Source organism: Mesorhizobium sp. P2_D1, assembly GCF_056404455.1.
Genome location: NZ_JBFUDZ010000006.1, coordinates 47,484 through 59,679 on the forward strand (window position 1 = coordinate 47,484; position 12,196 = coordinate 59,679).

At 62.4% G+C, this 12,196-nt stretch carries 16 protein-coding genes; 13 read left to right on the plus strand and 3 right to left on the minus strand.

All coding sequences use genetic code 11. The features are described 5' to 3' along the window. The first annotated feature begins 22 nt into the window (after positions 1 to 22). The 12 genes from ctaD to AC1D0I_RS07565 all read left to right on the plus strand — a co-directional run bounded on the left by ctaD (position 23) and on the right by AC1D0I_RS07565 (position 9,381). The gene (gene ctaD, locus AC1D0I_RS07510) at positions 23 to 1,675 is read left to right on the plus strand and encodes a cytochrome c oxidase subunit I (RefSeq protein ID WP_095091932.1); all 1,653 of its coding nucleotides are present in this window, start codon (positions 23 to 25) and stop codon (positions 1,673 to 1,675) included. A gap of 77 nt (positions 1,676 to 1,752) precedes the next feature. Beyond that, entirely contained in the window at positions 1,753 to 2,697 is a 945-nt protein-coding gene (locus AC1D0I_RS07515) for a heme o synthase (RefSeq protein WP_477394109.1), read from the plus strand. Positions 2,698 to 2,699: 2 nt separating this feature from the next. Continuing rightward, complete coding sequence (locus AC1D0I_RS07520; RefSeq protein WP_095091991.1) at positions 2,700 to 2,858, plus strand: hypothetical protein; 159 nt, start codon at positions 2,700 to 2,702, stop codon at positions 2,856 to 2,858. A 7-nt stretch (positions 2,859 to 2,865) separates the two neighbouring features. After that, complete coding sequence (locus AC1D0I_RS07525) at positions 2,866 to 3,489, plus strand: cytochrome c oxidase assembly protein (RefSeq protein ID WP_095091934.1); 624 nt, start codon at positions 2,866 to 2,868, stop codon at positions 3,487 to 3,489. Between the two features lies 1 nt (position 3,490). After that, positions 3,491 to 4,372 carry a cytochrome c oxidase subunit 3 gene (locus tag AC1D0I_RS07530; protein ID WP_095091935.1) on the plus strand — a complete coding sequence of 294 codons (882 nt, stop codon included), beginning with the start codon at positions 3,491 to 3,493 and terminating at the stop codon, positions 4,370 to 4,372. A 139-nt stretch (positions 4,373 to 4,511) separates the two neighbouring features. Continuing rightward, a complete protein-coding gene (locus tag AC1D0I_RS07535) occupies positions 4,512 to 5,003 on the plus strand; it encodes a L,D-transpeptidase family protein (RefSeq protein ID WP_477394110.1) in 492 nt (163 codons plus the stop codon). Positions 5,004 to 5,006: 3 nt separating this feature from the next. Continuing rightward, positions 5,007 to 5,393 carry a DUF983 domain-containing protein gene (locus tag AC1D0I_RS07540; RefSeq protein ID WP_477394112.1) on the plus strand — a complete coding sequence of 129 codons (387 nt, stop codon included), beginning with the start codon at positions 5,007 to 5,009 and terminating at the stop codon, positions 5,391 to 5,393. After that, complete coding sequence (locus tag AC1D0I_RS07545) at positions 5,390 to 6,145, plus strand: SURF1 family protein (protein ID WP_477394114.1); 756 nt, start codon at positions 5,390 to 5,392, stop codon at positions 6,143 to 6,145. The genes AC1D0I_RS07540 and AC1D0I_RS07545 overlap by 4 nt, the downstream gene beginning before the upstream one ends. 79 nt (positions 6,146 to 6,224) lie before the next feature. Then, on the plus strand, positions 6,225 to 7,235 hold the full coding sequence (gene ispH / locus AC1D0I_RS07550) for a 4-hydroxy-3-methylbut-2-enyl diphosphate reductase (protein ID WP_457154415.1): 1,011 nt from the start codon (positions 6,225 to 6,227) through the stop codon (positions 7,233 to 7,235). A gap of 5 nt (positions 7,236 to 7,240) precedes the next feature. Further along, positions 7,241 to 8,203: a homoserine kinase gene (locus AC1D0I_RS07555; protein WP_477394116.1), complete on the plus strand. Its 963-nt coding sequence runs from the start codon at positions 7,241 to 7,243 to the stop codon at positions 8,201 to 8,203. An 11-nt stretch (positions 8,204 to 8,214) separates the two neighbouring features. After that, positions 8,215 to 8,745 carry a ribonuclease HI gene (gene rnhA / locus AC1D0I_RS07560; RefSeq protein WP_477394118.1) on the plus strand — a complete coding sequence of 177 codons (531 nt, stop codon included), beginning with the start codon at positions 8,215 to 8,217 and terminating at the stop codon, positions 8,743 to 8,745. Positions 8,746 to 8,787: 42 nt separating this feature from the next. After that, positions 8,788 to 9,381, plus strand: a complete 594-nt coding sequence (locus tag AC1D0I_RS07565) for a histidine phosphatase family protein (RefSeq protein WP_477394120.1) — start codon at positions 8,788 to 8,790, stop codon at positions 9,379 to 9,381. Positions 9,382 to 9,388: 7 nt separating this feature from the next. Here the strand turns inward: AC1D0I_RS07565 and AC1D0I_RS07570 are convergent, their stop codons facing one another. The 3 genes from AC1D0I_RS07570 to AC1D0I_RS07580 form a co-directional block, all read right to left on the minus strand. Further along, the gene (locus tag AC1D0I_RS07570) at positions 9,389 to 9,868 is read right to left on the minus strand and encodes a DUF2938 domain-containing protein (protein WP_477307356.1); all 480 of its coding nucleotides are present in this window, start codon (positions 9,866 to 9,868) and stop codon (positions 9,389 to 9,391) included. Between the two features lie 71 nt (positions 9,869 to 9,939). Next, positions 9,940 to 10,422, minus strand: coding sequence for a redoxin family protein (locus AC1D0I_RS07575; RefSeq protein WP_477283639.1), 483 nt, complete (start codon positions 10,420 to 10,422; stop codon positions 9,940 to 9,942). Positions 10,423 to 10,604: 182 nt separating this feature from the next. After that, positions 10,605 to 11,411, minus strand: a complete 807-nt coding sequence (locus tag AC1D0I_RS07580) for a protein-disulfide reductase DsbD domain-containing protein (RefSeq protein WP_477394122.1) — start codon at positions 11,409 to 11,411, stop codon at positions 10,605 to 10,607. A 169-nt stretch (positions 11,412 to 11,580) separates the two neighbouring features. On the opposite strand from AC1D0I_RS07580, the gene AC1D0I_RS07585 reads away from it, so the two are divergent. Next, the gene (locus AC1D0I_RS07585) at positions 11,581 to 12,189 is read left to right on the plus strand and encodes a YqgE/AlgH family protein (protein WP_091576862.1); all 609 of its coding nucleotides are present in this window, start codon (positions 11,581 to 11,583) and stop codon (positions 12,187 to 12,189) included. The last annotated feature ends 7 nt before the right edge of the window (positions 12,190 to 12,196 follow it).

Consider the following 12,196-nt stretch of genomic DNA (forward strand, 5'->3'; position numbering starts at 1 on the left):
AGATCAGGGAACGGAGCGGAACATGGCAGACGCTGCAGCTCACGACGACCACGACCACAAGCCGTATCACGGCTGGGTCCGGTGGGTGTATTCCACCAACCACAAGGACATCGGCACGCTCTATCTGATCTTTGCGATCTTCGCCGGCATCGTCGGCGGTGCCTTGTCGGTCGCCATCCGCATGGAGCTGCAGGAGCCGGGGATCCAGATTTTCAGCGGCCTCGCGCAAATGGTCTACGGCATGAACGGTGACGCCGCGATCGACGGCGGCAAGAGCATGTACAACGCCTTCGCCACCGCGCACGCGCTGATCATGATCTTCTTCATGGTCATGCCGGCCCTGATCGGCGGTTTTGCCAACTGGATGGTGCCGATCATGATCGGTGCGCCTGACATGGCCTTCCCGCGCATGAACAACATCTCGTTCTGGCTGCTGCCGCCGGCCTTCCTGCTTCTGATCGCCTCGGCCTTCATGCCGAGCGCGCCTGGCGCCTTTGGCGTCGGTGGCGGCTGGACGCTTTATCCGCCGCTGTCGACTTCGGGCCAGCCTGGACCGGCGATGGATCTGGCGATCCTGTCGATCCACATTGCCGGTGCCTCGTCGATCCTTGGCGCSATCAACTTCATCACCACCATCTTCAACATGCGYGCGCCCGGCATGACGATGCACAAGATGCCGCTGTTCGCCTGGTCGGTGCTGGTCACCGCTTTCCTGCTGCTGTTGTCGCTCCCGGTGCTTGCCGGCGGCATCACCATGCTCCTGACCGACCGCAACTTCGGCACGACCTTCTTCGCGCCCGATGGCGGCGGCGATCCGATCCTGTTCCAGCACCTGTTCTGGTTCTTCGGTCACCCTGAAGTCTACATCCTGATCCTGCCGGGCTTCGGCATCATCAGCCACATCGTCTCGACCTTCTCGAAGAAGCCGGTGTTCGGCTACCTCGGCATGGCCTACGCGATGGTCGCCATCGGCGCGGTCGGCTTCATCGTCTGGGCCCACCACATGTACACGACCGGCCTGTCGCTCGACACGCAGCGCTATTTCGTCTTCGCCACGATGGTCATCGCGGTGCCGACGGGCGTGAAGATCTTCTCCTGGATCGCCACGATGTGGGGCGGATCGATTTCGCTGAAGCCGCCGATGCTGTGGGCCCTGGGCTTCATCTTCCTGTTCACGATTGGCGGCGTCACCGGCGTCCAGCTGGCCAATGCGGGTCTCGACCGCTCGCTGCACGACACCTATTTCGTGATCGCGCACTTCCACTACGTGCTGTCGCTGGGCGCGGTCTTCGCCATCTTCGCCGGCTGGTACTACTGGTTCCCGAAGATGACCGGCTACATGTATTCCTTCGCCATCGCCAACACCCATTTCTGGGTCACCTTCGTCGGCGTCAACCTGATCTTCTTCCCGCAGCATTTCCTCGGTCTTGCCGGCATGCCGCGCCGCACCATCGACTATCCCGACGCGTTTGCCGGCTGGAACATGGTGTCGTCCTACGGTTCGTATATCTCGGCCGTCGGCGTGGCGATCTTCCTCTACGGCGTGTTCGAGGCTTTCCAAAAGAAGCGGGTCGCCGGTGCCAATCCGTGGGGCGAAGGCGCCACGACACTGGAATGGCAGCTGCCTTCGCCGCCGCCCTTCCACCAGTGGGAGCAACTGCCGAAGATCAAGTAAGGCGGCAGCCTCCATGGAATCGAAACCGCCGGCCTGCCGGCGGTTTTGGCCAAACGGAACGATGGACTTGAGTACGCATGGCCCTAGTCGACGAAACCAGCATTGACGAAGCGGGCTTCCGCATGTCGGAAGCGACGGCGGGCGATTTCTTCGCCCTGCTGAAGCCGCGCGTCATGTCGCTGGTGGTGTTCACCGCCTTCGTCGGACTGGTCGCGGCTCCTGTGACCATCAATCCGTTGCTGGCGGTGATCGCCATCCTGTCGATCGCCATCGGCGCCGGGGCCTCCGGCGCGCTCAACATGTGGTACGATGCCGACATCGACGCGGTGATGACGCGCACCGCCTCTCGTCCGGTGCCGGCCGGCCGCATCCGGCCGGGCGAAGCGCTGAGTTTCGGGCTGGTGCTGTCGGTTCTGTCGGTGATGACGCTGGGCGTGCTGGTCAACTGGCTGTCGGCGACGCTTTTAGCCTTCACCATCTTCTTCTATGCCGTCGTCTATACAATGTGGCTCAAGCGCTGGACGCCGCAGAACATTGTCATCGGCGGCGCCGCCGGTGCCATTCCGCCTGTTATCGGCTGGGCCGCGGTAACCGGGAGCGTCAGCCTGGAAAGCTTTGTCCTGTTCCTGATCATCTTCCTGTGGACGCCGCCGCATTTCTGGGCGCTGGCGCTGTTCAAGTCCGAAGATTATGCCCGCGCCGGCATTCCGATGATGCCGAACGTCGCCGGCCAGGCTTCGACCCGCCGCCAGATCTTCGCCTATGCGCTGCTGCTGGCGCCGGTCGGCGTGCTGCCGTGGATCCTGGGCTACACCACGCCGGTCTATGGCGTGGCCGCCGTGCTGCTTGGGTTGGGTTTTGTCTGGTACGCATGGAAAGTGCTTAGCATGACCGACGATGACCGCGTGATGAAGCCGGCCAAGGCCTTGTTTGCCTATTCGTTGCTCTATCTCTTTGCCATCTTCGCTGCCTATCTCGCCGACAGCGTCGTCGAGCGCGCGCTTGCCATGGGTGGAGCATGACCATGATCGAAGAAAAGCTCGAACTGGTCACGCTGACCGAGCGGCAGAGGAAAGCCAGACGCAATCGTTCTGTCGCCATAGGCCTGGCGCTGGCGGTGCTGGTGATCATTTTCTACATCGCGACGATCGTGAAGTTCGGTCATCACCCCGGCTCGATGTGAGAACACGATGAGCCAGGTGACCGCCAGCAGGAAGAACACCAACCGCGTCGTCGCGTTTGTCTGCCTTGCCTTCTTCGGCGGCATGATCGGCATGGCCTATGCCGCAGTGCCGCTCTACAAGATGTTCTGCCAGGCGACGGGCTATGGCGGCACCACGCGGCGCGCCACGCAGCAATACGCGAACCGGGTGCTCGACCGCGACATCGTTGTCCGTTTCGACGCCAACATCGCCGGCGTGCCCTGGGATTTCCAGCCGGTCGATCGTTCGATGACGATGAAGATCGGCGAGACCGTGCAGGCGCACTATCAGGCCACCAACAAGTTCGATCGCCCCGTTACCGGCCGCGCCACCTTCAATGTGCAGCCGGAACTGGCGGGGCCCTACTTCAACAAGGTCGAGTGTTTCTGCTTCACCGATACGACTTTGAAGCCCGGCGAGACGCTGGACATGCCGGTCGTGTTCTATGTGGATCCCGATATCGTGAATGTACCGGAACTGAAGGACGTGAAGACAATCACCCTGTCCTATACGATGTTCCCGGTCGAGAAGAGCAAGCCGGTCGCGTCATCAGTGCCGGTCCAAGGCAGCAGCAAGACAATTTCGAATACCGAAGCAAATCTCGGGGGTTGATATGGCAGACGCGCACGCAAAACCACACCATGACTACCATCTCGTCGACCCGAGCCCATGGCCGTTCCTGGGGTCCATCGGCGCGCTGGTGACTGCAATCGGCGGTGTCTGCCTGATGCAGTATCTCAAGGCCGGCGACTTCCCGATCTTCGGCTTCAACATCGCCAATCCGTGGCTGTTCTTCATCGGCCTGGCGATCGTCCTCTACACCATGTTCGCCTGGTGGTCGGACACGATCAAGGAAGCGCATGAGGGCCATCATACGCGTGTCGTGTCGCTGCACCTGCGCTATGGCATGATCATGTTCATCGCCTCCGAGGTGATGTTCTTCGTCGCCTGGTTCTGGGCCTACTTCGATGCCAGCCTGTTTCCGGGCGAGGTGCAGCAATACGCCCGCACCGCGTTTACCGGTGGTGTCTGGCCGCCGAAGGGGATGGAGGTTCTCGATCCCTTCCACCTGCCGCTCTACAACACCATCATCCTGCTGCTGTCGGGCACCACGGTCACCTGGGCGCACCATTCGCTAATTCATGGCGATCGCAAGGGGCTGATCAACGGCCTGGTGCTGACCGTCGGCCTCGGCATGCTGTTCACCATGGTGCAGGCCTACGAGTACATTCATGCTCCGTTCGCCTTCAAGGATTCCATCTACGGCGCTACCTTCTTCATGGCGACCGGCTTCCATGGCTTCCACGTCATCATCGGCACCATCTTCCTCTTGGTCTGCCTGCTCAGGGCGATGAAGGGGGATTTCACCCCCAAGCAGCATTTCGGCTTCGAGGCGGCCGCCTGGTATTGGCACTTCGTCGACGTTGTCTGGCTGTTCCTGTTCTCAGCGATCTATGTCTGGGGATCGGCCGGCGCGGTGATCGAAGCCCACTGATTTCGACCTGAGCAAAACAAAGGGATAGAGCCCCATCCCGATTCATCGGAATGGAAAAGGCTCCAGGGATAAAAGAAGGCGGTCGCGGCGGCGTGGCCGCCTTCTTCATTTCGGCGCAAAGATCGCCGATCGATGGCCGATGCGGCTAACTCTTCTCTATGCCATTTACGCGTGCATGATTGCCACAGCGCCGGCCCATGCTGGCGAGAAAGTCGATCTGGTGCGTGTCGACAAGTCGGACCGGCGGTTGGAGTTGATTGGCGGCGGCAAGGTCCTGCGAAGCTACAGCATCGCGCTCGGCGGCGATCCGCTTGGGCACAAGCACCAGGAGGGCGATCAACGCACACCGCAGGGGCGCTATGTCCTCGACTGGCGCAACCCGAACAGCATTGCCCACAAGTCGATCCATATCTCCTATCCCAATGCCGACGATCTGGCCGCCGCGAAGACACGCCATGTCGATGCGGGAGGCATGATCATGATCCACGGCCAGCCAAACGGTTTCGGCTGGTGGGGCTGGCTGCTTCAATTGGTCGACTGGACCGACGGCTGCATTGCGGTTACGGACTCCGACATGGACGAAATCTGGGCAATGGTGGCCGATGGGACGCCGATCGAGATCGAGCGGTAATCAATGAGCGACGACAAGGCGATCTGGCCGCCCATCGATCCGATCTCGGCCGGCTTGCATGGCCGCTGCCCTCGCTGCGGCGAGGGGCGGCTGTTTTCCGGCTTCCTCACCGTTGGCAAGCGCTGCACCAATTGYGGCCTCGACTATTCCTACGCCGATGCCGGCGACGGACCGGCGGTCTTCGTCATTCTGATCATCGGTTTCATTATCGTCGGCCTGGCGCTCTGGGTCGAAGTAACGCTCAGCCCGCCGCTCTGGCTGCATCTGTTGCTCTGGATTCCGCTCGCTGTTGTGCTGTGCCTGACGGCGCTKCGGYTGATCAARGGCGTGCTGCTGACGCTGCAATACCGCAACAAGGCGGCCGAGGGCCGGCTGGATCGCGGCGAATGAGCGAGGCATCCGTTAGAGCTGGAGGCCGCTCGCGGCCAAGGACGGCATTGCTGCTTGGCCTTGGCCTGGTGCTGTTTTTGATCCTGCTGGCGCTCGGTACCTGGCAGGTCCAGCGTCTGCACTGGAAGGAAGGCCTGCTGCAGACCATCGACCAGCGTACGCACTCGGCGCCGCTACCGCTCGCTGAGGTCGAAAGGGAATTCGCCTCGACCGGGGACGTCGACTATACGCCGGTGACCGTCAGCGGCACCTTCCTGCATTCCGGCGAACGGCATTTCTACGCCACCTGGGAAGGCGAAGCCGGCTTCAACGTTTACACGCCGCTGGCTCTCGACGATGGCCGCTTCGTGCTGATCAATCGCGGCTTCGTACCCTACGATCTCAAGGATGCCGCCAAGCGCGCCAAGGGGCAGGTGACGGGCAAGGTGACGGTCACCGGCCTCGCCCGCAACCCGCTGCCGGCAAAGCCGTCGATGATGCTTCCCGACAACGACGTGGCGAAGAACATCTTCTATTGGAAGGACCGCGACGCGATGGCGGCGAGCGCCGGGCTGCCGGCGGGCGCAACGCTGGTGCCGATCTTCATCGACGCCGACAAGACGCCGAATCCGGGCGGCTTGCCGGTCGGCGGCGTCACCATCATCGACCTGCCGAACAGCCATCTGCAATATGCGATGACCTGGTATGGCCTTGCCGCCGCGCTCGCCGCCGTTCTCATTCTGCGGCTTCGCCGCCCCTCGAAAGAGGAATGAAGGCCACCGCCGCCCCCTTGCACTTGACAGGGCAGGGGTAGGCACCTCATTTCGGCTTTGATCAACCGGCCAGGATTTAATGCTTCAGACAACCACCAAGCCCCCCCTGACGATCCGGCTCTGCCAGCCGCGCGGCTTTTGCGCCGGCGTCGACCGCGCCATCCAGATCGTCGTGCTGGCGCTGAAGAAATATGGCGCGCCGGTCTATGTTCGCCACGAGATCGTCCACAACCGCTACGTCGTCGAGGGACTGCAAAGCCTTGGCGCCGTCTTCATCGAAGAGCTCTCCGAAATCCCGGCCGAGCATCGGCAGAGCCCGGTCGTTTTCTCGGCGCATGGCGTGCCGAAATCGGTGCCGGCGGACGCGCAGGCGCGCAACCTCTTCTATCTCGATGCCACTTGCCCGCTGGTCTCGAAGGTCCACAAGCAGGCGATGCGCCACCAGCGGCTTGGCCGCCATGTGCTGCTGATCGGTCATGCCGGACACCCGGAGGTGATCGGCACCATGGGCCAGCTGCCGGACGGCGCGGTGACGCTGATCGAGACCGAGGCTGATGCCGCGAAGCTTTCGCCTGCCGATCCGCAGGCGCTTGGCTTCGTTACCCAGACCACGCTGTCGGTCGAAGACACCGCCGGCATCATCCGCGCCTTGCAGGATCGTTTTCCGCAATTGCATGCCCCGGCGGCGGAATCGATCTGCTATGCCACCACCAACCGCCAGGAGGCGGTCAAGGAGACCGCGGCCGGCGCTGATCTCTACCTGATCGTCGGCGCGCCCAATTCCTCCAATTCACGGCGCCTTGTGGAAGTGGCGGAGCGTGCCGGCGCCTCGATGTCGCTTCTCGTGCAGCGCGCCGCCGAGATTCCGTGGAATGACATCGCCGGCATCTCGACGCTTGGCCTGTCGGCTGGAGCGTCGGCGCCGGAGATCATTGTCGACGAGATCATCGACGCGTTCCGCCAGCGCTTCGACGTCACGATCGACCTGGCCGTCACGGCCACGGAAACGGAGGATTTTCCGGTCATGCGGGTACTGCGCGATGTCGAACTGACGCGAGCCGACATGGCTTTCGTCAATGGAGCCGCGTAAGGCACATGGCGGTCTACACCGACGTTGCCGAGGGCGAACTCGGCGCATTCCTGAAGCACTATCCGGTCGGTAATCTCCTGTCTTACAAGGGCATCGCCGAAGGCACCGAGAACTCGAACTTCCTGCTGCACACCTCCAGCGGCTCGTACATCCTGACGCTCTATGAAAAGCGCGTCGAGAAAGCGGATCTGCCGTTTTTCCTCGGGTTGATGGGCCATCTCGCCAAAAAAGGCGTTTCCTGCCCGCTGCCGGTGACCGCGCATGACGGCAGCGTCATCGGCACGCTCGCCGGCCGGCCGGCGGTTATCATCACCTTCCTCGAAGGGCTTTCGCTGCGGCGGCCGACATCGACGCACTGCGGCGAGGTCGGCAAGGCCCTGGCCGCCTTGCATCTGGCCGGAGCCGACTTTTCGATGACGCGTCAGAACGCGCTCGCCATCGACGGCTGGCGCAAGCTTTGGAATGCCGCCCGTGACCGCGCCGACGAGGTTGAGCCGGGCCTCGCTGCCGAGGTCGATGCCGACTTCGCCGACTTCGAGCGGAACTGGCCGAAGGACCTTCCCCAAGGCATCATCCATGCCGATCTTTTCCCGGACAATGTCTTCTTTCTCGGCGAGAAGCTTTCCGGCCTGATCGACTTCTATTTCGCCTGCGACGACCTCTATGCCTACGATGTCGCCACCTGCCTCAACGCCTGGTGCTTCGAGAAGGATTTTTCCTTCAACCTGACCAAGGGCAAGGCATTGCTGGCCGGCTATCAGAGCGTGCGTCCCCTGAGCGACCAGGAAAAGGCGGCGCTGCCGATGCTGGCGCGCGGCTCGGCGCTGCGCTTCATGCTGACCCGGCTCTACGACTGGTTGACCGTTCCCAATGGCGGGCTGGTGATGAAACGCGATCCGACCGAATATATCCGCAGGATGCGATTCCATCGGGCGATCAGGTCTCCTTCGGAATATGGATTGGCCTGATATGGGGTATCATGAGCAAACACGTTGAGATCTTCACCGACGGCGCCTGTTCGGGCAATCCCGGCCCTGGCGGCTGGGGCGCGATCCTGCGCTTCAACGGCACCACCAAGGAGCTTTCCGGCGGCGAGGCGGAGACCACCAACAACCGCATGGAGCTTCTCGCCGCCATCTCGGCGCTGAATGCGTTGAAGGAACCCTGCACGGTCGACCTTCACACCGACAGCAAATACGTCATGGACGGCATTTCCAAGTGGATCCACGGCTGGAAGAAGAACGGCTGGAAGACGGCCGACAAGAAGCCGGTCAAGAACGGTGAGCTCTGGCAGGCGCTGGATGAGGCCAACAGGCGTCACAAGGTGACCTGGAACTGGGTCAAGGGCCACGCCGGCCATGCCGAGAACGAGCGCGCCGACGAACTCGCGCGCGAGGGCATGGCGCCGTTCAAGAAAGGCCCGGTCAAGCCCGCTGCTGCGCCGAAGCTAGTTGCGCAGGCAAAACAGCCGGTAGCAGCGAAGGCGCGGCGCTCGACCCAGAGTTATTGAACTCAGGAGCAGGTCAGCACTCTCAGGCAGGGATCTTCGATCATGCCGATCCTGTATTATGTCACCCATCCCCAGGTTCAGGTCGATGCCAACATTCCCGTGCCGGAATGGGGGTTGTCCGACATCGGACGAGCGAGAGCGGTTGCAATGCTCGACCAGCCCTGGATCGGCTCGATCCGGCGCATCGTGTCGTCGGCTGAACGCAAGGCGCTGGAAACCGCCGAAATCCTCGCAACACATCTCGGCCTTGCCATCGAGGTGAGGGAAAGGATGCATGAGAACGACCGATCGGCGACGGGGTTTTTACCGCCGCCGGAGTTCGAAGCGGTCGCGGACCAGTTCTTCGCCAACCCTTATGACAGCATTCGCGGATGGGAGCGGGCCATCGATGCCCAGCATCGCATCGTGAGCGAGGTCGACGCCGTGCTTGGCGCCGCCGACGCGGGCGACATTGCCTTCGTCGGTCATGGCGGCGTCGGAACGCTGCTGCTGCTCGCCCTCAGCGGTCGGCAGATCAGCCGCGAAGCGGATCAACCGGCGGGCGGCGGCAACCACTTCGCCTACGATCTCGGCGCACGCCGCCTTGTCCACGGATGGCAGCCGATCGACGCACCGGTGCAGCGTCGCGACGATTAACTTCGCTTCAGCGGATCAGCAGCGCCGTGCCGTAAAGCCCGAGCGCGAACACCGTGTGCGACACCAGGTTGAGGGCGCGGATCTGCATCGGTTTGGGTCGCTTCGAGGCGGCCCAGCCGGCACCCATGCCAGGCGCCAACAGGAACCAGCCGGCACCGACGGTGACGATGCCGAGGATGAAGGCTGGCAGGAAGGTCGGCGCCGCCAGCCATGCCGTTCCCGCCAGCGCGACCAGGATGATGCCGTAGACGATGCCGACAAGATAATGAAAGGCCCAGCCCAGCGCCACTTCCTGCGCGTAAGGCTTTGCATCGCCAATATCGTCGTGGAAGACCTTGCCTTCCCTGAGATGCCACACCCAGCGGCCGACCAGGCCCCAGTTCGGTCGTGGCTGGGCAAACACCGTGTTGAGGAAGATCGCCCAGATATCCATCAGCGCCGTGGCGCCGATGCCGATCGCGATACTGCGCCAGAAGATGTCAGACATCGTCGCGGTCCCCCCAAAGCTGTCGGGCGAGGCGACCTTGCGGTCCCTGGCCCGACGCTGTCGCCGATATTTTAGAGCTGTCCCAGAATATGAGCCGCGCCGGACTCGTCGACGCCGGGCTTGGTCTCGACGTTGAGCGCGGTGACTTTGCCGTCATCGACAATTATCGAAAACCGCTTCGAGCGCAGTCCCATGCCGGCTGCGGAAAGGTCGTTGTCGAGGCCGACCGCCTTGGCGAAGTCACCGCTGCCATCGGCGAGGAACAGGATCTTGCCTTCCCCGCCTGTGAAGCGCGCCCAGGCGCCCATGACGTGGACGTCGTTGACCGAAACGACGGCGATGGTATCGACGCCGCGTGCCAGGATGGCGTCATGGTTCTCGAGATAGCCGGGCAAATGGTTGTTGCTGCAGGTGGGCGTGAAGGCGCCCGGAACACCGAAAAGCACAACCTTCTTGCCTGTGAAAATTTCAGCCGACGTGATCGGCTTCGCGCCGTCGGCGGTCATCGTCTTGAAGGTCACATCAGGCAGCTTGTCGCCAACGGAAATGGTCATGAGTTCCTCGTCTGGGAAAATGGGGGAGGTCGTGTGATTGCGTAGCGAACTCGACGGCCCTCTGCAACCGTCAAGGAGCGGCCTCAGTCCATGTCGCCCAAAAGTGAGCAGCGGTTTTGGCACCACGACATGGACAAAGAGAGGACCCAGTGCGTCGCATGACCCGTTCAATGCGAAGCGCTTTAAGGAAACGGCAAGAGCCCTTCGACGGCGCCGGTCGAACTCGTCAGCGTATAATGAAGCCCGCCATCCGTCGGCGTTGTCGACGGGCGGTCGAGGATCGGCACGGTGAAGATCAGCTTGCCGTCCTTTTCGCTGCGGGCAGGGGTGCCGAACATGTAGTCCCGCTCGCCGGCGACAAAGAAATCCGCCGCCTCCGGATCGCCGGGAAAGCTCGCCTCGACAACCAGCGTCTCGTGGTCACCCGGCAGCACGTTGATGCCGAAATCGGACCTTGCGGGTGTGGGCAACGCCGCGAAGCTCGCCTTCACCAGCGCCGTGTCTTCGGCATTGTCCGCGTCGGAGCCGGGGTCGACGGTCAGCCGCGTCTGCACCGGAATGCAGATCGTTTCGCAAATGCCGAGAAAGATGTCGGCGTCGATGACGGCTGGATCTTTGGCCGCCGACAGGGTGAACACGACCGGCAGCGAAACCGGATAGTCGTAGCCTGCCCATTTGCCATAACCTTCGTCATGACGCTGCGGCGCCGGGAAGGAAAGCTGGGCGTCGGCGATGTTCGTGCTGGCTGAAATGTCGAGCTGCGGCGGCACGCCCGCGTCGCCCGGGTCACGCCAGTAGGTCTTCCAGCCGGGCTTGAGTGCTATGTCGAGAACGCCCTGGATGCGGCCAGCGGCATCGGCCTTGCCGCTCGTCACCAGCCGGACCTTGCCGCCTTCGCTGTTGTACCACGACGATGAAGAGGCGGCGGCGGGAAGAACGGTTGCCGATCCGATGGCAGCGGCGAGCAACAGGATTTTCAAGCTTTGCATGGCGGTGATTTGATCGTCCGTTCGTGGCCGCGCAATGTCTTCATGACCTTGCCGGTATCATATTTGCGTGACCTCGAGGGAAGAATGCTCTGCCTGGTCACATAGGCTTTGGTCGAATCCCGCACGGTGCATCTTTTCGGCGCTTTGGAAACGCGTTACCTTTGCTGTCATGGACTTGTTGCGCCACAAGAAGACAGCCGCCAGCCGCGGTTTTCTCGACGATCAGTTCCTGATTGCCATGCCCGGCATGAAGGACGACCGTTTCACGCGCTCGGTCATCTACGTCTGCGCGCACAGCGATGAAGGCGCGATGGGGCTGATCATCAACCAGACACAGCAGATGCTGTTTCCGGATCTGCTTGTGCAACTGGGCATCATGAACGAACAGGAAGCGATCCGCTTGCCGGCACAGGCCCGCGATTTCGTCGTGCGCAATGGCGGGCCCGTCGATCGCAGCCGGGGTTTCGTCCTGCATTCGGGCGACTACAGGGTGGAATCGTCGCTGACCGTTTCGGACGACATCTGCCTGACCGCGACCGTCGACATATTGCGCGCCATTTCGTCTGGCCGTGGACCCCGTCACGCGCTGATGGCGCTCGGCTATTCGGGTTGGGGCGCCGGCCAGTTGGAGACCGAGATCGCCGAGAATGGCTGGCTGACTTGCCCGGCCAACGCCGAGCTTCTGTTCGACACCGACATCGAGCGCAAATACGACCGCATTCTCGCCTCGATCGGCATCGACCTCGCCCATCTCAGCCTCGCCGCCGGACACGCCTGAGCCTCAT

Bases quoted from the DNA above. Each gene is read 5' to 3' on its own strand.
- AC1D0I_RS07515 (WP_477394109.1), top strand. From the start codon at position 1,753: ATGGCCCTAGTCGACGAAACCAGCATTGACGAAGCGGGCTTCCGCATG.
- AC1D0I_RS07520 (WP_095091991.1), top strand. From the start codon at position 2,700: ATGATCGAAGAAAAGCTCGAACTGGTCACGCTGACCGAGCGGCAGAGG.
- AC1D0I_RS07525 (WP_095091934.1), top strand. From the start codon at position 2,866: ATGAGCCAGGTGACCGCCAGCAGGAAGAACACCAACCGCGTCGTCGCG.
- AC1D0I_RS07530 (WP_095091935.1), top strand. From the start codon at position 3,491: ATGGCAGACGCGCACGCAAAACCACACCATGACTACCATCTCGTCGAC.
- AC1D0I_RS07535 (WP_477394110.1), top strand. From the start codon at position 4,512: ATGCGGCTAACTCTTCTCTATGCCATTTACGCGTGCATGATTGCCACA.
- AC1D0I_RS07545 (WP_477394114.1), top strand. From the start codon at position 5,390: ATGAGCGAGGCATCCGTTAGAGCTGGAGGCCGCTCGCGGCCAAGGACG.
- ispH (WP_457154415.1), top strand. From the start codon at position 6,225: ATGCTTCAGACAACCACCAAGCCCCCCCTGACGATCCGGCTCTGCCAG.
- AC1D0I_RS07555 (WP_477394116.1), top strand. From the start codon at position 7,241: ATGGCGGTCTACACCGACGTTGCCGAGGGCGAACTCGGCGCATTCCTG.
- rnhA (WP_477394118.1), top strand. From the start codon at position 8,215: ATGAGCAAACACGTTGAGATCTTCACCGACGGCGCCTGTTCGGGCAAT.
- AC1D0I_RS07565 (WP_477394120.1), top strand. From the start codon at position 8,788: ATGCCGATCCTGTATTATGTCACCCATCCCCAGGTTCAGGTCGATGCC.
- AC1D0I_RS07570 (WP_477307356.1), bottom strand. From the start codon at position 9,868: ATGTCTGACATCTTCTGGCGCAGTATCGCGATCGGCATCGGCGCCACG.
- AC1D0I_RS07575 (WP_477283639.1), bottom strand. From the start codon at position 10,422: ATGACCATTTCCGTTGGCGACAAGCTGCCTGATGTGACCTTCAAGACG.
- AC1D0I_RS07580 (WP_477394122.1), bottom strand. From the start codon at position 11,411: ATGCAAAGCTTGAAAATCCTGTTGCTCGCCGCTGCCATCGGATCGGCA.
- AC1D0I_RS07585 (WP_091576862.1), top strand. From the start codon at position 11,581: ATGGACTTGTTGCGCCACAAGAAGACAGCCGCCAGCCGCGGTTTTCTC.